The sequence below is a fragment of the Paenimyroides ummariense genome (genome assembly GCF_900115115.1).
GTDB lineage: Bacteria > Bacteroidota > Bacteroidia > Flavobacteriales > Flavobacteriaceae > Flavobacterium > Flavobacterium ummariense.
Genome location: NZ_FOVI01000002.1, coordinates 219,932 through 241,502, shown reverse-complemented (window position 1 = coordinate 241,502; position 21,571 = coordinate 219,932). Strand labels below are relative to the sequence as shown.

The 21,571-nt window shown below is 35.2% G+C and carries 19 protein-coding genes; 12 read left to right on the top strand and 7 right to left on the bottom strand.

The genetic code is table 11. The features are described 5' to 3' along the window. Nucleotides 1-32: 32 nt before the first annotated feature. Complete coding sequence (locus BM253_RS02775) at nt 33-761, bottom strand: metallophosphoesterase family protein (protein ID WP_091518715.1); 729 nt, start codon at nt 759-761, stop codon at nt 33-35. Further along, nucleotides 754-1,899 (bottom strand): DUF5929 domain-containing protein, encoded by a 1,146-nt coding sequence (locus tag BM253_RS02770; protein ID WP_091518711.1) that lies wholly within the window; start codon nt 1,897-1,899, stop codon nt 754-756. Before BM253_RS02770 ends, BM253_RS02775 begins: the two co-directional genes overlap by 8 nt. 153 nt (nt 1,900-2,052) lie before the next feature. Between BM253_RS02770 and BM253_RS02765 the strand changes: the two genes are divergently transcribed. The 9 genes from BM253_RS02765 to BM253_RS02725 all read left to right on the top strand — a co-directional run bounded on the left by BM253_RS02765 (nt 2,053) and on the right by BM253_RS02725 (nt 12,394). Further along, the gene (locus tag BM253_RS02765; protein WP_091518708.1) at nt 2,053-3,057 is read left to right on the top strand and encodes an AAA family ATPase; all 1,005 of its coding nucleotides are present in this window, start codon (nt 2,053-2,055) and stop codon (nt 3,055-3,057) included. A gap of 74 nt (nt 3,058-3,131) precedes the next feature. Next, nucleotides 3,132-3,995: a DUF58 domain-containing protein gene (locus BM253_RS02760; RefSeq protein ID WP_091518704.1), complete on the top strand. Its 864-nt coding sequence runs from the start codon at nt 3,132-3,134 to the stop codon at nt 3,993-3,995. After that, nucleotides 3,949-5,598 carry a BatD family protein gene (locus tag BM253_RS02755; RefSeq protein WP_091518700.1) on the top strand — a complete coding sequence of 550 codons (1,650 nt, stop codon included), beginning with the start codon at nt 3,949-3,951 and terminating at the stop codon, nt 5,596-5,598. The genes BM253_RS02760 and BM253_RS02755 overlap by 47 nt, the downstream gene beginning before the upstream one ends. After that, nucleotides 5,591-6,592 (top strand): vWA domain-containing protein, encoded by a 1,002-nt coding sequence (locus BM253_RS02750; RefSeq protein WP_091518696.1) that lies wholly within the window; start codon nt 5,591-5,593, stop codon nt 6,590-6,592. Before BM253_RS02755 ends, BM253_RS02750 begins: the two co-directional genes overlap by 8 nt. Nucleotide 6,593: 1 nt before the next feature. Continuing rightward, nucleotides 6,594-7,628 carry a VWA domain-containing protein gene (locus tag BM253_RS02745; RefSeq protein WP_091518813.1) on the top strand — a complete coding sequence of 345 codons (1,035 nt, stop codon included), beginning with the start codon at nt 6,594-6,596 and terminating at the stop codon, nt 7,626-7,628. A gap of 1 nt (nt 7,629) precedes the next feature. Continuing rightward, on the top strand, nt 7,630-8,436 hold the full coding sequence (locus tag BM253_RS02740) for a tetratricopeptide repeat protein (protein ID WP_091518693.1): 807 nt from the start codon (nt 7,630-7,632) through the stop codon (nt 8,434-8,436). Between the two features lie 5 nt (nt 8,437-8,441). Further along, nucleotides 8,442-10,277 carry a BatD family protein gene (locus BM253_RS02735; RefSeq protein ID WP_091518691.1) on the top strand — a complete coding sequence of 612 codons (1,836 nt, stop codon included), beginning with the start codon at nt 8,442-8,444 and terminating at the stop codon, nt 10,275-10,277. A 1-nt stretch (nt 10,278) separates the two neighbouring features. Next, complete coding sequence (locus BM253_RS02730; RefSeq protein ID WP_091518686.1) at nt 10,279-11,037, top strand: tetratricopeptide repeat protein; 759 nt, start codon at nt 10,279-10,281, stop codon at nt 11,035-11,037. Between the two features lie 58 nt (nt 11,038-11,095). Then, entirely contained in the window at nt 11,096-12,394 is a 1,299-nt protein-coding gene (locus BM253_RS02725; RefSeq protein WP_091518683.1) for an NAD-dependent succinate-semialdehyde dehydrogenase, read from the top strand. A 206-nt stretch (nt 12,395-12,600) separates the two neighbouring features. Here the strand turns inward: BM253_RS02725 and recO are convergent, their stop codons facing one another. The 5 genes from recO to BM253_RS02700 all read right to left on the bottom strand — a co-directional run bounded on the left by recO (nt 12,601) and on the right by BM253_RS02700 (nt 18,790). Further along, a complete protein-coding gene (gene recO / locus BM253_RS02720) occupies nt 12,601-13,311 on the bottom strand; it encodes a DNA repair protein RecO (protein WP_091518680.1) in 711 nt (236 codons plus the stop codon). Beyond that, nucleotides 13,311-15,590, bottom strand: coding sequence for a type IX secretion system anionic LPS delivery protein PorZ (porZ, locus tag BM253_RS02715; RefSeq protein WP_091518678.1), 2,280 nt, complete (start codon nt 15,588-15,590; stop codon nt 13,311-13,313). The genes recO and porZ overlap by 1 nt, the downstream gene beginning before the upstream one ends. Before the next feature lie 98 nt (nt 15,591-15,688). Continuing rightward, nucleotides 15,689-16,804 (bottom strand): hypothetical protein, encoded by a 1,116-nt coding sequence (locus BM253_RS02710; RefSeq protein ID WP_091518676.1) that lies wholly within the window; start codon nt 16,802-16,804, stop codon nt 15,689-15,691. Further along, nucleotides 16,801-17,544: a glycosyltransferase family 2 protein gene (locus tag BM253_RS02705; protein WP_091518674.1), complete on the bottom strand. Its 744-nt coding sequence runs from the start codon at nt 17,542-17,544 to the stop codon at nt 16,801-16,803. The genes BM253_RS02710 and BM253_RS02705 overlap by 4 nt, the downstream gene beginning before the upstream one ends. 103 nt (nt 17,545-17,647) lie before the next feature. Then, complete coding sequence (locus BM253_RS02700) at nt 17,648-18,790, bottom strand: cystathionine gamma-synthase (RefSeq protein WP_091518673.1); 1,143 nt, start codon at nt 18,788-18,790, stop codon at nt 17,648-17,650. A 133-nt stretch (nt 18,791-18,923) separates the two neighbouring features. Between BM253_RS02700 and BM253_RS02695 the strand changes: the two genes are divergently transcribed. Genes BM253_RS02695 through dut form a run of 3 tightly spaced genes read left to right on the top strand, consistent with a single transcriptional unit; the run spans nt 18,924 to nt 21,543 of the window. Then, a complete protein-coding gene (locus BM253_RS02695) occupies nt 18,924-19,637 on the top strand; it encodes a DUF3298 and DUF4163 domain-containing protein (protein WP_177205700.1) in 714 nt (237 codons plus the stop codon). A 5-nt stretch (nt 19,638-19,642) separates the two neighbouring features. After that, a complete protein-coding gene (locus BM253_RS02690) occupies nt 19,643-21,112 on the top strand; it encodes an oligosaccharide flippase family protein (protein ID WP_091518671.1) in 1,470 nt (489 codons plus the stop codon). Continuing rightward, nucleotides 21,109-21,543: a dUTP diphosphatase gene (gene dut / locus BM253_RS02685; protein WP_091518670.1), complete on the top strand. Its 435-nt coding sequence runs from the start codon at nt 21,109-21,111 to the stop codon at nt 21,541-21,543. The genes BM253_RS02690 and dut overlap by 4 nt, the downstream gene beginning before the upstream one ends. Nucleotides 21,544-21,571: the final 28 nt, after the last annotated feature.

Sequence of the window (21,571 nt, the reverse complement as noted above, 5' to 3'; positions counted from 1 at the left end):
GATATTTTTGACAAATATAAAAATTTTTGTATTTAATTTCTTCCTTTTTCGGCAGGATATAAATCAGGAAGCGAATCGCTTTGCCAGTATTCCTTAGTATCAACGTTTAAAATGGATAGTTTTCCGGTAAAGGCTGCCCCTGTATCAACATTCCAAACATTTGCAAAATTCATGGGCGCCGATGCGCCAAAACGTATAACCGGCGTGTGTCCCACGTAAATTTCTTTGTAGAGTTTTAAACGCTGCGGATAGCGTACATTGTCCGCACTTAAATTGCCATCAACAGCCATAGCAGTTTCCCAAAGAGTGCGATCCCACCAAAACATACCACGAAAATATTCAAAAGCAACTCCCTTTAAATGTGTAAAACCGGCATGTACAAACAATCGGTTTTTGTCATCTATGTAATATTCGTTCAGTTTTTCAAGAAAAGAAATATGTTTTTCTATAGTTCTTAACGGAATATTCTGATACGATTGCACAGTAACTTCGCCGCCATGAAAACGCCATAGTTCGTTATCATCTTCTTTCTTTAGCCATTTTAACAACATTTCTTCGTGATTTCCTTGCATAAAAACACAGGAATAGGTTGCCGATAAATCAATCAGAAAATCTAGAACAGCAGGTGTTTCGCTCCATCCGTCAACATAATCGCCTAAAAAAATCAGCTTATCATTGGTAGTAACATTTGCACGGTTTAAAACCTGCTGCAATGCTTTTAAACCTCCGTGAATATCGCCAATTACAAATGTATTACTCATTTTGTGTTTCGTATTTTAATTTTCGAAGAATGCGCATTACTTCTTTAAAAGAGGTGTATAAAAAAGGTTGTTTGTAATTTTTAAAGACTTCTTTATGGTTGATCAATACTTCTTTGGCTTTCTTGAAACCGTGAAGATAACATAACATTAGCGAATAACAAAGGTTTTGCAGATCGTTTTGTTCGGTTAAACCCAAGCGTTTGTGTTGCGATAGTTTGTTTAGAATAAGCGTGTAATAATTGTACAGATGATACAAATGACGTTTGTCTATTTCGGGCGTTTCAAAAATAATTTCCGATGTAATTTGATACGTCATAGAATCGCTAAAGATAATTTTCTGAACACTGAACGGAATGTATCGGTTGTTTTTTCGGAAACCTATTTTCACGTATTCTGTAATGATAAACTCATCGTCGTTAAAAGTGATCGAAACCTCATCCAATGCCGAATAAAATATTTTTACTTGTTCGTTGATTAGTTCGATATCAACCCGAGATAAATAAACTTCGCCTTTTTTTACCTTTTCGATACCCGCCCAGCACAACGTAAAATATTCTTTAAAAACATGATATTTCGGTTTCATATCGGGGTGCGTTTTAGTAACAAACTGCAAAACACTGTCAATGGTATTCTGCAAATTGGTAACCGATGCCTTTAAAATACTATCGACAATTTCACTGTTATTTATTTTTGCTGTATGATATTCCGGGTGCGATATACTACCAATGCGCGAAAACGATGCTCCTTCGTCAATCGTATAAATGCGTTTTTTAAAGTAGCATTTTCCTTTCTTCGGATAAATCGTAACCAACCCAACCACCATTCCGTTTTCCAGATGCGGAAAAATAACGTTTTCGTATTGGATCTGTGGCGGATTCTCCAAATAAGCATTCAATAGGTTTTGAATATGGCTGTCGTCGTAAAAATCAATACCCATAATGGTATTTTTTTCATCTTCAATTCCCACCAAAATAAAAGACTGATTGTACGGGTTTGAATTGGATAAAGAACAAACATGTTTTAAAAATTTGGCTTTTCCTTCTAAAGTGTGTAAGTTTAGCTGCTGCTTTTTATCAAAGAAGCTGTTTTCGGTGTGGTGAGCCAGTAAATTCTTAATTAAAAGCCGTTTGTTTATCACAATGAAAGTTTTATCTTAAAATTATAAAAAGAAAATGATAATACATACTTAAAACAAATATACAAATATGTATTTTAACCATTTGTTAACAAGTTAAGCAAATAAATTTTAATCAATTTGTAAGGAAAATTAATACATACAGAAAACAATATAATGGAAGCAACAACAACCACGACTGACATTCGTTCTATTAACGATAAAATAGAACGTGAAAGTGCATTTATTGATTTGCTTATTGCCGAAATGAACAAAGCAATTGTGGGGCAAAAACACATGATTGATCGCTTACTAATTGGTTTGTTAGGGCAAGGGCATATTTTACTGGAAGGTGTACCAGGATTAGCTAAAACTTTAGCAATTAATACACTAGCTAAAGCTGTAGACGGATCTTTTAGCCGCATACAGTTTACACCCGATTTATTACCTGCCGATGTGGTTGGTACTATGATTTATAACGTAAAGGTTAACGATTTTAGTATTAAAAAAGGACCTGTTTTTGCTAATTTTATTTTAGCTGATGAAATTAACCGTGCCCCTGCAAAAGTGCAGTCGGCGTTGTTAGAGGCTATGCAGGAAAAACAAGTTACCATTGGCGACACTACACATAAACTGCAAAAACCATTCTTGGTAATGGCTACGCAAAACCCTGTGGAACAAGAAGGAACGTATCCGTTACCGGAAGCACAAATGGACCGTTTTATGCTTAAAACCGTGATCGATTATCCAAAGTTAGAAGAAGAACGTTTGGTAATCCGTCAAAATTTGGCAGGAACCGTTCCAACGATTAATCCGGTGGTTTCTATCGAACAAATTCTTCGTGCACAACAAACCGTGAAAGAGGTTTACATGGATGAAAAAATCGAAAAATACATTTTAGATATCATCTTTGCAACCCGTTATCCGGAACAATTCAAACTAGAAAGTTTAAAACCTTACACAAGCTACGGTGCATCGCCTCGTGGATCTATCAACTTAGCAAATGCGGCAAAATGTTATGCGTTTATCCGTCGTCGCGGTTATGTAATTCCAGAAGACGTACGTGCGGTTGTTTTAGACGTGTTACGCCATAGAATCGGGATTACTTACGAAGCCGAAGCCGATAACGTAACCAGCGTAGATATCATAAACAAGATTGTTAACGAAATTGAAGTGCCATAAAATTTTGTTTCAAGTTTAATGTTTCAAGTTACAGCAACCTGAAACAAAGAAAACTTTAAACCTTAAACAAAAAAATGGAAACAAAAGATATTTTACAAAAGGTTCGAAAAATCGAAATAAAAACCCGTAGGTTAAGCGATCATATTTTTTCGGGCGAATACCATACCTCTTTCAAAGGAAAAGGAATGTCGTTTGCCGAAGTTCGCCAGTATCAGTACGGAGACGATATTCGTGCAATCGATTGGAATGTTACCGCACGCTACAGCGAACCTTACGTAAAGGTTTTTGAGGAAGAACGCGAGTTAACGTTGATGTTGATGGTTGATGTAAGCGGATCGCAGGATTTTGGTTCTACCAACGATTTTAAGCGCGATATTGTTACAGAAATTGCCGCAACACTGGCTTTTTCGGCAACAACGAACAACGATAAAATTGGTCTGATTTTATTTTCAGATCAGATCGAACTGTTTATTCCGCCTAAAAAAGGAAAATCGCATATTTTAAGAATCATTCGCGAGCTGATCCAATTCCAGCCAAAAAGCAATCAAACAAATGTTGGGCAAGCGTTTGAATATCTTTCTAAAGTAATGAAAAAGAAGGCAATTGTTTTTGTGCTGTCTGATTTCATGACGAAAGATTACGACCGTATTTTGCGCATTGCAGCTAAACGACACGATGTTACCGGCATAAAAGTGTACGACAAACGCGAACAAGATTTAAACAATGTGGGTTACGTTTTAATGCAAGATGCCGAAACAAACGAAGCACAATATGTAAACACAGGCGACGCCAATGTGCGTAAAGCCTACCGCGAACATTACCAAGAATTAGAAGATTATTTTACAACAACATTTACACGCAGCGGCGCCGGAGTTATTAAAACAGCTACCGATGACAGCTACGTTAAAAAACTATTGGCTTACTTTAAAGCACGATAATATGAACAAATTAGTAGTTGCGTTATTTTTAAGTTTATGTACTTTGGCAGGTTTTGCCCAGGTAACATCGGCGGTAGATTCAACTCAAATAAAAATAGGTTCGGCGTTTAACCTAACCATTAAGGCAAACGCAAACGAAGGCAGCAAAGTGGTTTTTCCAAACCAGCAGAATATTGGTCCGTTTGAAGTGTTGGAACAATCTAAAACCGATACTGTTTTAAACGGATCGCAAATGGAACTGACAAAAAAATATACCTTAACACAGTTTGATGAAGGTGATTATGTAGTTCCACGCTTATCGGTTTATATAGATGGAAAAAATCATCAAACCAATTTGTTCAACATTAAAGTGAACAATGTTACGGTTGATACCTTGAAGCAGCCAATGCACGATATTAAAGCACAAATTGGTGGCGAAACCGATACCGATAAATTATGGAAATATTTGTTTGGTATTTTATTTTCTATAATTGCCGGTGTAGCAGCCTATTTTATTGTTAAACGTATTCAAGATAAAAATTTAACCGAAGAAGATTTATACAAAACGCCGTTAGAAAAAGTAACCAAAAAATTACAGTTGTTAGATTCTAAACGATTGGTTTTAAACGGCGATGTAAAATCGTATTATTCTGAAATGACCGATGTTATCAGGGATTATATCGAAGAAGTTTTTGAAATCCCCGCAAAAGAATCAACAACATCAGAGGTAATTCAGATGCTTTTTCAAACCATAAAAACAAAAAAAATACAGTTAAGCAAAGAATCGGTTAACGATTTAAAACGTGTGTTGCAAACTGCCGATTTGGTAAAATTTGCAAAATCGGAACCCATGATGAACGAGATCGAACAAGATCGTAGAACATCAGAAATGATTTCGGTTTCTATTGATAAAGCCATTCCTCGTTTTTCAGAAGAACAATCAGAACGTGTAAAACTACGTGAGCGTCGTTTCAAAAAACGCAAGCAAATGCGTTTATGGATACCTATTGGCGTAACTGGAATTTTACTTTTAGCAACTGGAGTAGTTTACATAGTTCAGGCAATTCGTTCAGGATACGAATGGAGTATTTTTGCATCGAACAAAAGTTTGTATGAGCGCGAATGGGTAACGTCTGACTATGGTTTTCCGGCAGTTATCTTAAGTACACCCGAAGCGTTAACGCGCGTGCAAATGCCTCAATCCGATAAAGAAAAACAACAATCGCAAACCAGCGTTTTTGCTTATTCAAACCTTAAAACTCAATTGATAATTGCCGTTGGTACAACCGCAACACAAACAAATGATTCTATTAATTTAGATCAAATGCTAAAATATAAGCTCGATCTAACAGCAAAACAATACGGAGCTAAAGATGTAACCTACAATGCCGAAGAATTTACCCAAAACGGTGTACGCGGAATTAGAGGTACGGGAACATTGGTGGCGCAGAACTTTATATCGGGCGAAGCTATAAAAATGCAGTACGATATGTACGTTTTTATTCAGCAAAACGGTATTCAGGAAGTAAGTGTTTTGTTTAAAGAAGGCGATGAATACGGCGCAAAAATAGATCAACGAATTATTGAATCCATTCAATTAAATGTAGCAAATACAAATGAGTAATATAACCTTTTTAAATCCGCAGTTTTTTTGGTTGCTATTACTTTTACTGCCTTTGGGCTGGTATTGGTACGTTAACAGAAAAAACGAGAAAGTTCCTGTAAAAATAAGCAGCATACAAGGTTTTAAAAACAGTAAAACCTTGTTAACAAAAATGTATCCGCTGCTTTTTGTATTACGTGCTATGGCATTTGTTGCATTAATTGTAGCTTTGGCTAGACCGCAAACGGTAGATAAAAGCACAAAATCTAAAATTACAAACGGTGTTGACATTGTTCTGGCTACCGACGTTTCTGGTTCGATGCTTTCACGAGATTTAAAACCAAACCGTTTAGAAGCTTTGAAAGGTGTAGCTGCCGATTTTATTAAACAACGTACTGACGATCGTTTGGGAATTGTTGTTTATGCAGCCGAAGCTTATACAAAAGCACCTGTTACAAGCGATAAAAACATGTTGTTGAATCAGTTGGCTGATATTAAATACGATCGAATTATTCAAGATGGAACAGGTATTGGCGTTGGTTTGGCAACAGCGGTTAACCGTTTAAAAGACAGCAAGGCAAAAAGCAAAGTGGTTATTTTAATGACCGACGGGGTGAACAATTCCGGGTTGATTGATCCGCAAATGGCTGCCGATATTGCCAAAGAGTTTAAAATTAAAGTTTACACCATTGGTATTGGTACCAACGGAATGGCAGAAACTCCTGTGTCAATCAAACCGAACGGCGAATTAGAATACAAACGTATGAAGGTGGAGATTGATGAAAATCTGATGAAAAGCATCGCTCAAAAAACAGGCGGTAAATATTTCCGTGCAACAGATACCAAACGATTAGAAAATATTTACGAAGAGATAAATCAATTGGAAAAAACAAAAATAGACGAACAGAAGTTTGTTCAACGTACCGAATTATTTCGTCCGTTAGCGCTTTTGGCATTGGTTTTATTACTGGTTGAATTTATTTCGAGAAAAACATTATTTAAAGGATTCGTGTAAAATGTGGGGATTAGATACACCTTTTTATTTCTATTTACTACTGTTAATTCCAATATTAATAGCAGTTTACCTATGGAATACCGTTTGGAAAAAAAAGAAAATTACCGAATTTGGTTCTGGTAACTATTTAAAACGTTTGGCTCCCGAAGCATCAACCACAAGCAAACCGCTTATAAAAATGGTGTTGCTGGCTGTAACTGTTTTCGCGTTGATTATTGCATTGGTGAATCCAAAATTCGGAACAAGAATAGAAACCGTAAAACGCCAAGGTGTTGATATTGTTTTTGCAATCGATGTTTCTAAAAGTATGCTGGCAGAAGATATTGCGCCATCGCGTTTGGGAAAATCAAAACAACTGGCATCGCAAATCATCAATAATTTGGCATCCGATCGTATCGGAATTGTAGGTTATGCAGGATCGGCTTTCCCAATGTTACCAATTACGACTGATTACAGCATGGCGAAAATGTACATTCAAGACATGCACACCGAAATGGTTTCAAGCATGGGAACGGCACTTCGCGAAGCTATTGAAGTTGGAAGTAATTATTTTGATGATCCAAAAACCAGCAAAGTAATGATTTTGATTTCTGATGGCGAAGATCACGGCGAAGGAATTAGCGATGCCATTGCAATGGCTAAAGATAAAGGCATTAAGATTATTACAATTGGAGTTGGAACTCCGGATGGCGGACAAATTCCTATTAAAGAAAACGGCAGAACAATCGATTATAAAAAAGATACCGATGGATCTACCGTTGTTACCAAATTAAACGATGCTACTTTAAAGGAAATTGCAAAAAGTACCGACGGTGTTTTTATTTACGGAAGTAAGACTGATGAGGTGTTGCAATTGGTAGATCAAACCTTACAAAAAATAGAAAAAACCGATTTTGAATCGCAACAAATTGCCGATTTTCAGTCGCAGTTTCAATGGTTTATCGGTCTGGCATTATTGCTATTGATTATTGATAGTTTGGTGTTGGAACGCCGCACAGCGTGGATGAAGAAAATTAATTTATTTAACGAGAAATAACATGAAACACTTTTGGTATATCATATTAGTACAATTAGTTATGCTGAATGCTGTTGGGGCACAATCATATAAATCGGAATTAGCGAACGGTAACCAGAGTTTTAGTGTAAAAAATTACACCAAAGCAGAGCAAACCTACCGTAAAGCATCGGCTAAAGAAAAAGAAAATACCGCTGCACAATACAACAAAGCAAACAGTATTTACAAAATGCAGTCAATGAACGAAGCGGTTTCGGCTTATCAAACCGCATTAAAATCGGCAAAAACCAAAGAAGAAAAACATCAAATTTTTCACAACATGGGCAATGCTTTTATGAAATTGAAAGATTACGGAAGTGCCGTTGAAGCTTATAAAAATGCGTTGCGAAATAATCCGAATGATGATAAAACGCGATACAATTATGCGTTAGCAAAGAAAATGCAGAAAGAAAATCCTGATCAGAATAAAGATAATAAAGACAACAAGCAAAATCAGGATCAAAACAAAGACAAAAAAGATCAGGATAAGAAAGACGATCAAAACAAGGATCAGAAAGACAAGAACGATCAAAATAAAGATAAAAAAGACGATAAAGGCGATCAGGATAAAAAAGATCAACAAAATAAAGACGGACAAGGCGATAAAGATAAAAAAGACAAAGAACAGCCTAAGCCAAATCCGCAACAACAAAAGCAAAACCAGTCTAAACAGCAAATGGAAAACATGTTAAAAGCGTTAGACAATCACGAACAAGGCGTTCGTGAACGTATCCAAGGTCGTGAGCAAAAAGGTAAACCAGTATCGTCACCAACACAAAAAGATTGGTAAAAACTATGTACGCAAAACATTTCATATATACGTTTTTAGCTTTATTTACAAGCATAGCTACTTGGGCGCAGTTTCAGTTGAAAACCCAAGTTAGCAGTCAGTCTATTGGAATTAATCAGGTATTGGAAGTTCGCTTTACCATGACTGATGACGGCGATGATTTTAAACGACCTTCGTTTGATGGATTTGAAGTTGTAGGCGGACCTATGCAATCTGTTAGTCACAGCTGGGTTAACGGAAGAACCAGTATGGAAAAGAGCTTTTCATTCTTTGTTCAACCTAAAAAGAAAGGAAACTTGGTTATTGGATCGGCTTCGGTTACGTTTGAAGGAAAGCAGTATAAATCACAACAAGTTACCATTCATGTAGGCGATGCCGTACAAGAACAACCGCGACCACAACAACGACGCCGTGATCCGTTTGCTATTTTCGACGAAATGGAAGAGGAATTGTTACGAAGACAACGCCAACAGCAACAACAACTTCCTAAAAACATGGGTCAAGGAATTCATTTGGTTGCAAAAGTTTCAAAAACCAGCGCGTACGTTAACGAACCTATCACTGTTGAATATGGTTTATATGTAAGCGATCAGGCTGGATTTAATACTATGGCAGTGAAAAACATGCCGAAGTACCAGAACTTCTGGAATCACATGATCGAACAAAAACAGCAAACGGTAACGCGTGCAACATTAAACGGTAAAAGCTACCGCTACCTTGCACTGCAAAAAGCTGTTTTATTACCGCAAAAAGACGGTACTTTAAAGATTGATCCTTTAGAACTGGAATTAGACGAACAATATTATACAGGTCGTGCTGATGTTTTTGGAATGCCCGAAATAGGAATCCGCAAAAAAGTATATTCATCGGGTACAAAAACCATTCAGGTTAAACCATTGCCGCTTGATAGTCAACCGGCAGGTTATACGGGCGCTGTGGGAACGTATCAGTTTAATGTTCAGGCAAACAAAACATCGGTAAAAGCCAACGAACCTTTAGAATTGATTTTAACCGTTCAAGGAAAAGGAAATTTAGATTTATTGACGTTGCCAAAACCTGTTGCACCAACGGCATTGGAGCTTTATGATCCTGAAAAAATCAATCGTGTAAATAAAAGTATATCGGCAGGAATGGAAGGTTCAAAAGCCGAGAAATATGTAGTTGTTCCGCAATACAAAGGCACTTACACTATAGAACCGATTACTTTTTCGTATTTCGATACCGCTTCAAAAACCTATAAAACCATCACATCGCAACCTATTACCATTGAAGTTACCGATGGGCCGGAACTGCCAACAAACGCTTCTATGAACAATAAAGCTGAAGTGGTAAGTAGTAAAATGCAAATGCAGCCTTTGAATAAGAATATTGAATGGTTTAACGGGAATTTCATCACTCAGAATAATTCGTTTTATGCGTGGTGGTTAGCACCTTTATTACTGTTGCCAATTGTATTTTTAGCCAAAAATGTATCCGACAAAAAAGCGGGCGATGTTAGTGGAAACAAACTAAAAGCTAGCAACAAACTGGCTAAAAAATACCTATCGGCAGCTAAAACGCAAATCGGAAACAAAGAAGCTTTTTACGAAGCTTTGGAACGATGCCTGCACAATTATTTAAAGGCGAAGTTGAAAATTGAAACCACCGAAATGAGTAACGATACCATTACCGAATTGTTACAGAATAACCAGATAAACGATCAGGATATTTCGACATTTATATCGATAAAAACAACGTGTGAAATGGCTCGGTACGCTCAAATGGATATTCAAACCATGCAGAACGATTACGATTTGGCGGTGCAGTTGATTAATTCAATCGATAAACAAATAAAAAAGTAATATGAAACAGTTATTGATACTTTTTTTAAGTTTTTGCTTTTCGTTGGGTTTACAAGCTCAAGAAAATAACGATGCGCTTTTTACTAAAGGAATAAACGCTTTTAACGAGAAAGATTACGCAGCATCGGCACAGGTTTTTGAAAAATTGGTAAAGACAGATTCGTTAAACGCTACGTTGCATTACAATTTAGGCACGGCTTATTTACGTTTGCAAAATACGGCGTTGAGTATTTATCATTTGGAAAAATCGTTGAAACTGCAACCCGATTATGAGCCGGCGCGCATCAACCTGAATTTTGCCGAAAAGCTTAAAACCAAAGTTACCAAAGGCAATTTACCAATACCTCAACAACAAATGTTGTACAGCGTTTTTAATTTTTTAAAGCCAAATGCGTGGGCTTATCTAGCAATTGCAAGTATGTTTTTAACGGTTGTTGTTTTGATTGTTTACCGTTTAAATAGTAATGCAACTGCTAAAAAAGCACTTTTTACCTTGAGTATTTTTACGTTGGCAATCAGTATCGGAAGTTATTTTATATCGAAAAACCAGTCTGACTATTTGTTGATGAACAATTATGTTATTGTAAAAGATAAAGATGTGTTGTTGATGAACGAGCCAAGATCGGTTTCCAAAATAACTGCGACTTTGAACGAAGGCGAAAAAGGATTTATACAGGAAGAAACCAATCAATGGATAAAAATTCAGCTGCAAAATGACACCATTGGCTGGGTTGATAAAAATAATGTGTTACAGTATTAAAATGTGGTAAGTTTCGGCTTACCATTTTTATTTAATAACTTTATAAAAACAAATTTCTATGGCATTAGACAGCACCTCCGTAATTATAGAAACCATGCAATCGAGTTTCTTAAAATGGCGCGATTTTTCTCTGGATGATCGCATTTCGGTTTTAAAGAACATCAAAGAAAAGTTGCTACAAAATAAACGCGATTACGCATACGCGATTACAACCGATATGAACAAGCCAATAAAACTGGCAATTGCAGAAGTTGAAAAATGTGCTTACTTGTGCGATTATTACATAGAAAATGCAGCACAGTTTCTGGAAGATCAGGAAGTAAAAACCGGTTGGGGTAAAAGTTACATCACGTTTCGTCCGTTGGGTGTTTTATTGGGAGTTATGCCGTGGAATTTTCCTTTTTGGCAGGTTTTCCGTTTTGTAATTCCAAGTTTGCTTACCGGAAACGTATTTGTTGTAAAACACGCAAGCAATGTGCCGTTAAGCGCCAAAGCATTGGAAGATGTTTTTAATGTTGATACCATCGATTTCCCGATTTATAAAGATCTTTCTATAAAAAGCAGCGAAGTTGCCAATGTAATTGCTAATCCAATCATTAAAGCGGTTTCGTTAACAGGAAGTGAACATGCAGGTAGATCGGTTGCAGAAACTGCAGGAAAGCATCTTAAAAAATGTGTATTGGAATTAGGCGGAAGCAATGCTTTTATTGTGTTGAACGATGCCGATTTAAACTGTGCTGCCGAAAAAGCCGTTAACGCACGCATGCAAAATGCCGGACAAAGCTGTATTGCCTCAAAACGATTTTTGATTCACGAAGCTGTTTATAATCAGTTTGTAGATTTGTTCAAACAGAAATTAAGCACGTTGATTTTAGGCGATAAATATGATGAAACGGTTACTTTCGGATCAATGGCTCGAGAAGATTTAGCAGTTGAATTAGAAAATCAATTGGAAAAAAGTGTAGCAAAAGGAGCAACAATAATTGCCGGCGGTAAACGTAACAGAGCATTTTTTGAACCTACTTTGGTTACCAATGTTACGGTTGATATGCCTGTTTTTGCCGAGGAAACTTTTGGTCCGTTGGCTGCAATTATTCCTTTTAAAACCATTGACGAAGCAATTGAATTAAGCAATAAATCGAACTTTGGATTGGGTGCCAGTATTTTTACTGATAATCCGCAACAATTAGATAATTACCTGCACTTATTTGATGAAGGCGCTTTGTTCATTAACGAAATGATTGTATCAGATCCGCATTTGCCTTTCGGTGGCATTAAAAATTCTGGTTACGGTCGCGAATTATCTCATTTTGCTTTGTACGAATTTGCGAATATTCAAACGGTTGTTATAAAGTAAGTCGCTACATTTTTTTACCACATAGCTTTATTACCTTAACTATTAAACGGTTAAATTGAATAGCGGACTTTAGAGATATCGTTCATAATCAATTTTGTATAAAGTAAAAGAATGCTTTGCAGGTTCTTAAATTTAATTTTTAAAAATCGGGGTTTATCTGTGTAATCTGTGGTAAATAAAACTATAAAGGGGAATAGCGAATATTCTTAAAAAAGTTCAGATAAAATTTCTATCGATTTAATCTGTTTGAATCCTACAATATGTGTTTCGTAATAAGCTAACAACAACTTTAAAAGTGATCTGCGTTGCATGTTTGTCAGCACCACTTTTTTATCAATTAAAGAAAGATCGAACAATTTTCGGAATAAAATCGTCTCCTCTTCATTAAAACAATTAGGCGTATAATGCATGGTGAAACTACCTTCGTGCGGATTGAAATAAAGCGAATCTTTATCGGAATCATCAGGATAAAAACCTAAATATTTGGTAAGGTTTATTAAAATCCACAAATGAAAATCGGTCGAAAAAGAATGCTCGTCAAACCAAACCAAAGCCGTTTTTAAAAACAGAAACAAATCATTGTTGGGTTGCTCTTCTTTTATGCTGTGACTTAAAACTTCGGCAATAAAAATACTGACGCTGTTTTTGTAAAACTCCAACGAAATGGTCTGATACGGATAAGCCAGCTTCAGTTCATTAATATACTCTAACGAACCTTTGTTTTTATGGGTTGCATCGATATACAACTGGTTTAACGGCTGAAAATACGCGCTGTTTAATCCTTTGTTTTTTGCCGAAAAAGCATTACGAACAAAATAGGTTTTTAAGCCAAAATGCTGGGTAAAACACTTTACAATCAGGCTTTTTTCCTGATAACGCAAGGCACTTAAAACAATGGCTTCGGTTTTAATCTGCATTAACGAATAATCATCACTTTTTTAACTGCGTCTAATTCGCCGTCTGCCGAAGTAATAAAAATCATGTACACTCCAGAAGGTACTTTCGAACCTGAAAAAGACAGCGTGTTCCAAGTAACCGTTCCGCCTAACGATTTGGTTTCATGAACCAGATTTCCGGCAATATCGGTAATTTTCACCGTGGCATCGCTAACCAATCCGCTTATTTTTACATCGCCAGAAAAGCCAGGTTTTACCGGGTTTGGATATACTTTAATATCGTCTAAATCTGCTGTTGGTGTTGTAGCGTAATTTTTAAAAGACACCATACCTTCGCGTGTAACAAAATACACTTCTCCGGTAGATCCATCAATAGTTACAGCAGTAACATCGTTGCTTGGTAATGGCGAATTTGCTGTCGTAAAATTATAAAGCGTTTGGTATCGATCAGAAATCAAAAACACCCCCGATTCTGCTATGGATACCCATTTATTGTTCGATCCGTCTACCGTAATGTTTAAAATTTCCTGTTCGTAGAAAAGCTCTTCTACATTCTCTCCGTACTCAATTTTGATATTGGTTGCTGTTAACTGCGAACTTGTTAAAAACTGATCTACATTTCTAATAACACGCAAACCTTTTGCTGTTCCAATCCACAATTCATTTTTATAATCTAATGCAATAGAACGCACACCCACGTTAGGCAGCCCATTGTTTGTACCAATTTTCATGGCTTTGTTGTTGCGTGTTTCGTTAAAAGCAAACAAACCACTTAAACGGCTGGCAAACCATTTGGTGCTGTTTTTATCGATCACAGGCAGTAAATACGCATCACTTCCTGGATTATTACTTTCCAAAATATTAGATGTGTACTTGTTAAACTGATTATTTGAATTGATGGAAATCAAAGCAGGATCTTCTCCTGCTGTATTTGTAATCCAACCCGTTCCATTTCTGTCAAAAGCTACTCCGTAAATACGTAAATCGGTTGGGATAATCGGTGTAAAAACATCGGTATTAGTATCGTCATAAACTGTTAATTGCTTAGTGTTTAAATCGAAAATTCCTAAACCGTCATTAAAAGTACTCAAATACGCCAAATTAGGTTTTTGCGGATTAAAACTGATATTTACGGTTGATTGTAATCCGTTTAATTCTTGATTTGAAATATGTTGCCACGATTGCATATTTTTATAGGTGCTGATGCCGTATTTTGTTAATCCGTTTGGCTCGTAGGGATTCATATCAACACCGTAACCTCCAAAAGTTAACCAAAGGTCTTTTTTATTTACAACTGCCGATGAAATATTGTTGCTTAAAGGACCATCAGGAGATATTACTTCTATATTTTCTTTATTTTCTAAAGGAACTTTTAAACCACCGTTCCTATTAGTTGCTAAATAATAATTTCCGTTTGAAAATGTAGCATCGCTTACACCGCCTTTTTCAGCAAAAGAATAAACAAATTCGTTGTAAACGGTTAAATCTGTTGTACGTAAACGAGCGGCTTCTTGTGTAATTTCAATTAAAACATCGCCCGCAATACTAAACTTTAAAAAACCTTCCCAAACATCGCCTACCGTATCAATTTGGTTTGTGGTAGAGATTGTGTTTAAAGAGAAATCATCTTTTACTCCGATTAATTTGTTTGAAAACGTTGCCAATTCAATCCAATTACCAAAATCAATAACCTGCCAATTGTTATAATCGATCAAATTACTGTTGATAGATGCTTTTTTAATTCCTTCGTTTTCAACCGCGGCATACACCTGATTGTTAAAAATAGCCATTGTTTTTACGTTCGCCATTTCGCCACCCACTGCTATATAAAAGGTATCACCAAAATGATTGTCGGTTAAACGCACCGTTGTAATACCGTAACCTGTAGCCAAATAGGCAAAGCCGGCATGAACAACTATCTTATTAATTTTCTTTTGATTATCTGGAATGTTGGTTTTAGAAAAAATATCATTTAAATGATAAATTTTATCGGCAGCCAAATCAATAATCGCTACTTTACCATTGGTGCTACCAACTACTAATTTTTTATAATCTTTGGCATAACCCAATGTGCTAATTCCATTGATCTTTAATCCGCTTACGGTATTAAAAACCTCGGTTTCTTTGCTGTATTCGTTGTAAGCAAAAACACTGTTATCTGTTGCAACGTATATGTTTTGATCGTCTTTTTCTACCGCTTTTGTTTCCTGATACGAATAGTAACCTTTCCACAACTGGTTTGTTTGTGCTACTGAAACAAACGATACTAAAAAGAAAAATAATTGATAATAGAATTTCATACGGACTTGATTTCAAAGATTGAAACGTTTTTTTTATAAAAATAGTATAAATTGAGATATGTAACGCTATGAAATTTAAAAAGTCATTTCAAAAGAAGTTAGCCTTTAGAATTATTATTTGCTAAAAACCAAAATGCAAATGGTATGCAAAATATAAAATAAGAAATATCAACGGTACTATTTGTAAATGCTTGAGTGAATCCTTGCAAACAGATATAATATATTAGATAAATTAATATGCTTACAAAAAAAACTATAGCATTATAAAAATAAACATCATTTATATTCTTACATAAAAACGAAGTCCCTATTGCTATTAATACAAAAAGAATAGTATATTCAAATGGTATTAGGAAAGTTGATTGTACTATAAACGGATTCATTTGTTTAAAATCTTCTAAATGCCCATAAACAACAGGAATAAATGTTAAAGCAAATACTAATAGACTTATAATTCCTAAAATAGTTAATTGTTTAAATTGAATGGCTTTTGTGCGCAATAAATATAGAAAGCAGATGATATAAGAAATAACAAACACATTTCTTGTTGATATTAATAATCCTATAAAAATCCCTGAGATTATTAATGTTTTATGAGAAAAAACTTTTTGATTTAGGATGTAAATTAAAGAACCCAAAACCAACGAAGCATTAAAGAATATATTACTGCGGCAAATAACTTCCCACAAATTAAAAAATGATGATAAGATTAATAGTAGAACAAGACCTCTAATTATGAAATTAACTCTCTTATAACACATTAACCAATAAAAAAACAACACTCCTATAATTGACAAAAAACCCAATTCGCCAATTAAATAAAAAGGTAAGGACAAAATAAAATAGAACGGCATTGGTCCCGGTGGATTTCCTGCAAAACTTTTTGCAAAATAAGCATACTCATTAGCAAAATAACTATCCCAAAAAGACGAAATTACACTCCACCGGTCAACATTCAATGTTTCTATTGGAACTTTCTTCCAAATTACAAGGCACACAACTATGAAAACAATAATAAGGCTAATTTCTATTTTCTTATTAATAAATTTTAAAATATTTCTGTTTCGATACAAAACAATATAGAGTAGTGAAACCAAAACCGACAATAAAGCTGCCCAAGGAGTAACTCTTTCTAAATATTTGTAGGTAAACAAAAAATTCACAAATAAAAATAAAGCTAAACTAATGTTTCTCTTTAGAAGTAAATCTCTCATTGTTGAAATATTTTAGCTTTATACAATCCTATTTTATTTACAAAGTACAGAAAAGACACTCTTAAAACTCCTAAACCATAAGTGATACTCCTTGATAAATTTATTGAAGAAGCTTCTTCAAAATATTTAGTTGGACAGGTTATTTCAGCTATTTCAAAATTCTTATCAAACACTTGAGCCAGAAATTCGTTATCAAACACAAAATCGTCAGAATTATCATTGTATTTAACTGTTTGCAAAACCTTTTTAGAAAAAGCACGATATCCTGTATGGTATTCAGACAGCTTTTGATTCATCAATATATTTTGGGTTAGTGTAAGAAATCGGTTTGCAATATATTTGTAAAGAGGCATTCCCCCTTTTAAAGCTCCTTTGCCTAAAATTCTTGATGCTATAACCACATCATACAAACCATTTGCAATAATATAGCTCATAGAATGAATTAGCTTTGGAGTATATTGATAATCAGGATGAAGCATAATTACAATATCAGCATCTAATTCTAAAGCTTTATTATAGCAAGTTTTCTGGTTGCCACCATACCCTTTATTTTCATCATGCTTGATTATATTTTTAATTCCTAAGCGACTTGCTTCCTCAGAGGTGTTATCTAAACTATTGTCATCTACTAAAACGACGTCATCTACAATATCAAAAGGAATTTCATTATATGTTTGCTCTAAAGTTTTAGATGCATTATAAGCTGGTAGTACAACTACTATTTTTTGGTTATTGATCATTTTTAGTTAAATCAATTACAAATATAAAATTAATTGATAGTATTACAGTAATACAATCAATTTAAAAAGAAAATCCCCAATTATGAATTGGGGATTTATATTATTACTTCAAAGCCTGTTCAATATCGGCAATTAAATCTTCTATATCTTCCACGCCAACGCTTAAGCGCACCATGTCATCGGTAACGCCAATTTCTGCACGTTTTTCTGCCGGGATTGAAGCATGTGTCATCAATGCCGGATGATTCGCCAAAGATTCTACTCCACCTAAAGATTCTGCCAAAGTAAATACTTTCAACTTTTCTAAAAACGAAATAGCATCGGCTTTTGCACCCGATTTAAATGTAAACGAAACCATTCCGCCAAAACCTTTAGGCATTTGCTTTTTAGCTAAATCATGTTGCGGATGCGATGCCAAACCAGGATACAACACTTTATCAATTAACGGATGTTGTTCTAAAAACTCAGCTACTTTTTGTCCGTTAAAACAATGACGCTCTACACGTAAATGCAACGTTTTAATTCCACGCAAAACCAAGAAACATTCTTGCGGACCCAAAGTTGCACCCGTTGCAAACTGCGTAAAATGCAATTGTTTTCCTAATTCTTCGTCTTTAATAATCAAAGCTCCCGCAATAACGTCTGAATGTCCGCCTAAATATTTTGTAGCAGAATGCATCACAATATCAGCACCCAAATCTAACGGTTTTTGTAAATAGGGTGTTGCAAACGTATTATCAACCGCAAATAATAAGTTGTGCTTTTTGGTGATCGTTGCAATAGTTTCGATATCTGCCAATTTCATTAACGGATTCGTAGGTGTTTCAATCCAAACTAATTTGGTTTTGTCGTTAATTTTCGATTCAAACAACGCTAAATCGTTCATATCGATAAAGTGAAACTTAATACCTAAATCCTGATAAAAACGCGTAAATAATCTGTACGTTCCACCATATAAATCGTCCATTGCAATTACTTCATCATTCGGCTTCAACAAGCGCATAACGCAGTCAATTGCCGCCAAGCCAGACGAAAATGCCAAACCGCGCGCGCCGTTTTCAATACTTTCTAAAGCGTGCTCTAAAGCAGTACGTGTTGGATTATCGGCACGGCTGTATTCGTAGCCTGTATGAACGCCCGGACTTGTTTGTGCAAAGGTTGATGTATGGTAAACCGGCGGCATTACCGCACCGGTTGATGGGTCGTGATGCTGCCCGCCGTGTATAACTTTGGTGTTGAATTTCATAATTTTTGTAATTTTAAAAATAAGCGTAAAGATACCACTTAAAACCGACTAAAATTTATAGATTTGCTTAAAATTAAAGGCGCTGTTTTTAATGATAAAATATTTACTATTTATTTGTTTATCAATTGGTTTTGTGAGTTGTAAGAAGGAAATTCCGCTACAAATAACCACTAAAACCTACGATTTAAAATCGGATTTGGATTGTACCGAGGGAAATTGCACGTATGTACATTTCGAAATTCCGTTTGTATCGGGCAACGAAGCCGTTTCAAAATCTATGAACGATCGTTTTTTTAAGTTTGTCCAAAGCATTGTAGCTCTTCAAAACGATAAAAAAACCAGTTCGTACGATACACTGGCATTAAACTTTATTCATAATTACAACGAAGTTTACAGAACCTATCCGGATCATGCCGTTGCGTGGGAAGCTAATTTTAAAGTGAATCATAAAGAGGTATCGCCTAAAGTTTATCAAGTGGTTTGGGATTATTATATTTTTACGGGTGGTGCGCACGGAATGCAGGCTTCAAAGGTTTTCTTATTTGATTTATCAACAGGAAATATCATTCCGACAAAAGATCTGTTCATTAATTTTGAAGGATTTAAAAACTTTGCCGAAACCGAATTTAAAAAGCAATTGAATATTACGGGCAACTTGAATGATGCCGGATTTACTTTTGAAAACAACCAATTTAAATTATCCGAAAACTTTTACGAAACCAGAACCGAATGGATTTTACATTACAATCCGTACGAAATTGCGCCGTATGTACAAGGGTCAACCATTATAAAACTCCCTAAACAACAAGTAGAGCGTTTTTTAAACCCTCTTTACTTTAAAAATTAATTATTTTGAGCGTTTACAAAAATCTGTTTAAAACCACCTTAATCTACGGAATAGCAACGGTTGTTCCTAAAATGATTGGTTTTTTTATGGCGCCACTTCATATCGATTGGTTGCCTAAAGATGCTTATGCCGATTATACATTGATTTTTTCGTGGATGATGTTTTTTAACGTGGTGCTTTCATTTGGTATGGAAACCGCTTTCTTTCGTTTCTATAACAAGCAAGAAAATAAAAACGAGGTTATTAATAACACCATTTTATTTTTAATGGCTGTTTGCGCTGTATTTTTAATAGGCGTTTATGCTTTTAAAAGTTATATTGATACTTATTTTGGAATTTCACCTACCGTTGTAAGCTACTTAATCTGGATTTTAGTTTTAGATAGTTTGGTGATAATACCATTTGCTATTTTACGTGCCGAACAACGACCAATAAAATACAGCTTTATAAAAATCACCAATGTTCTAGTAAATACAACGTTAACAGTTTTGTTTTTATACATAATACCTAAATCTTTAGAAAACAATGCAAGTTCGTGGTTGCAAAATTATTATCAGAAAGATTTTCAGGTTGGGTATTTATTTTTATCGAACATCATTGCCAGTTTGGTTACAATTCTGTTGCTTTCTAAATACTATTTAAAGTTAAAATTAAAATTCAACAAACAGCTTTGGAAAGAAATGGTTCTGTACAGCTTTCCGGTTATGATTGGCGGTTTGGCATTTGTTGTAAATGAAACATTTGACAAAGTGTTTTTAGAAGAATTACTACCCGAAAGTTTTGTAGATTTAGGATTAGCAAGTTACGGAGCCATCTATAAAATTGGTGTTTTTATGGTGTTATTCCGCATGGCTTATTCGTTGGGAATTGAACCTTTCTTTTTTAGCTATGCCAAGAATGACGATGCTCCGATAAAATATGCAACCATAACAAAGTATTTCATTATTTTTGGAAGTTTTACAATGATTGTAATTGTTGTCTTTGCCGATCTAATCAAGCTGTTTTATATACCGAAAAAAGAATATTGGTTTGCAATGGAAATTGTTCCGTATATTATTTTAGCAAACCTTATGTTGGGTATTTACACCAATTTATCGGTTTGGTACAAAATTCAAGACAAGACAAAAATCGGAGCCTATATTTCGGTTTTCGGGGCGATTGTAACAGTTGTTTTAAATTACATTTTGATCCCGAAAATTGGCTTAATAGGATCTGCCATCACAACATTAGCAGCCTACGCAACAATGATGCTTATATCATTTGTGTTGGGACAAAAATCATATCCAATTCCGTATGACAAAAAAGCCATTGCACTTTATTTAGGAACCGCCGTTTTGTTTTCTTTTGGATACTTTTACAATTTCAGAGAGAATTATTTCGTTGGAATAACATACATTCTTATATTCGTAGCATTGATTTATTATAACGAAAAAGTAATGATTCAACGCATATTAAAATCTGTTTTAAAAAAATGAAAATAAATATTATCAACAAATCGCAACACGCCTTACCAAGCTACGAAACCATTGCTTCGGCAGGAATGGATTTGCGTGCAAACCTAACGCAGCCAATCGTCATAGAACCTATGGATCGTGCCTTAATTCCAACAGGTTTGTTTATGGAATTACCAATTGGTTACGAAGCACAAGTGCGTCCGCGCAGTGGTTTGGCATTAAAAAAAGGAATCACTTGTTTAAATTCACCAGGAACAATCGATGCTGATTACCGTGGCGAAGTAGGTGTTATTTTAGCCAATTTATCAAAAGAAACCTTCGTGGTAGAAAACGGCGAACGCATTGCACAAATGGTTATCGCAAAGCACGAACGTGCTGAATGGGTAGAAGCAGAAGAATTATCAACAACAGAACGCGGTGCAGGCGGATTTGGTAGCACTGGTGTAAAATAAAACACTTATCCTGCAAGGTTTTAATAAC

Bases quoted from the DNA above. Each gene is read 5' to 3' on its own strand.
- BM253_RS02775 (WP_091518715.1), bottom strand. From the start codon at position 761: ATGAGTAATACATTTGTAATTGGCGATATTCACGGAGGTTTAAAAGCA.
- BM253_RS02765 (WP_091518708.1), top strand. From the start codon at position 2,053: ATGGAAGCAACAACAACCACGACTGACATTCGTTCTATTAACGATAAA.
- BM253_RS02760 (WP_091518704.1), top strand. From the start codon at position 3,132: ATGGAAACAAAAGATATTTTACAAAAGGTTCGAAAAATCGAAATAAAA.
- BM253_RS02755 (WP_091518700.1), top strand. From the start codon at position 3,949: ATGACAGCTACGTTAAAAAACTATTGGCTTACTTTAAAGCACGATAAT.
- BM253_RS02750 (WP_091518696.1), top strand. From the start codon at position 5,591: ATGAGTAATATAACCTTTTTAAATCCGCAGTTTTTTTGGTTGCTATTA.
- BM253_RS02745 (WP_091518813.1), top strand. From the start codon at position 6,594: ATGTGGGGATTAGATACACCTTTTTATTTCTATTTACTACTGTTAATT.
- BM253_RS02740 (WP_091518693.1), top strand. From the start codon at position 7,630: ATGAAACACTTTTGGTATATCATATTAGTACAATTAGTTATGCTGAAT.
- BM253_RS02735 (WP_091518691.1), top strand. From the start codon at position 8,442: ATGTACGCAAAACATTTCATATATACGTTTTTAGCTTTATTTACAAGC.
- BM253_RS02730 (WP_091518686.1), top strand. From the start codon at position 10,279: ATGAAACAGTTATTGATACTTTTTTTAAGTTTTTGCTTTTCGTTGGGT.
- BM253_RS02725 (WP_091518683.1), top strand. From the start codon at position 11,096: ATGGCATTAGACAGCACCTCCGTAATTATAGAAACCATGCAATCGAGT.
- recO (WP_091518680.1), bottom strand. From the start codon at position 13,311: ATGCAGATTAAAACCGAAGCCATTGTTTTAAGTGCCTTGCGTTATCAG.
- porZ (WP_091518678.1), bottom strand. From the start codon at position 15,590: ATGAAATTCTATTATCAATTATTTTTCTTTTTAGTATCGTTTGTTTCA.
- BM253_RS02710 (WP_091518676.1), bottom strand. From the start codon at position 16,804: ATGAGAGATTTACTTCTAAAGAGAAACATTAGTTTAGCTTTATTTTTA.
- BM253_RS02705 (WP_091518674.1), bottom strand. From the start codon at position 17,544: ATGATCAATAACCAAAAAATAGTAGTTGTACTACCAGCTTATAATGCA.
- BM253_RS02700 (WP_091518673.1), bottom strand. From the start codon at position 18,790: ATGAAATTCAACACCAAAGTTATACACGGCGGGCAGCATCACGACCCA.
- dut (WP_091518670.1), top strand. From the start codon at position 21,109: ATGAAAATAAATATTATCAACAAATCGCAACACGCCTTACCAAGCTAC.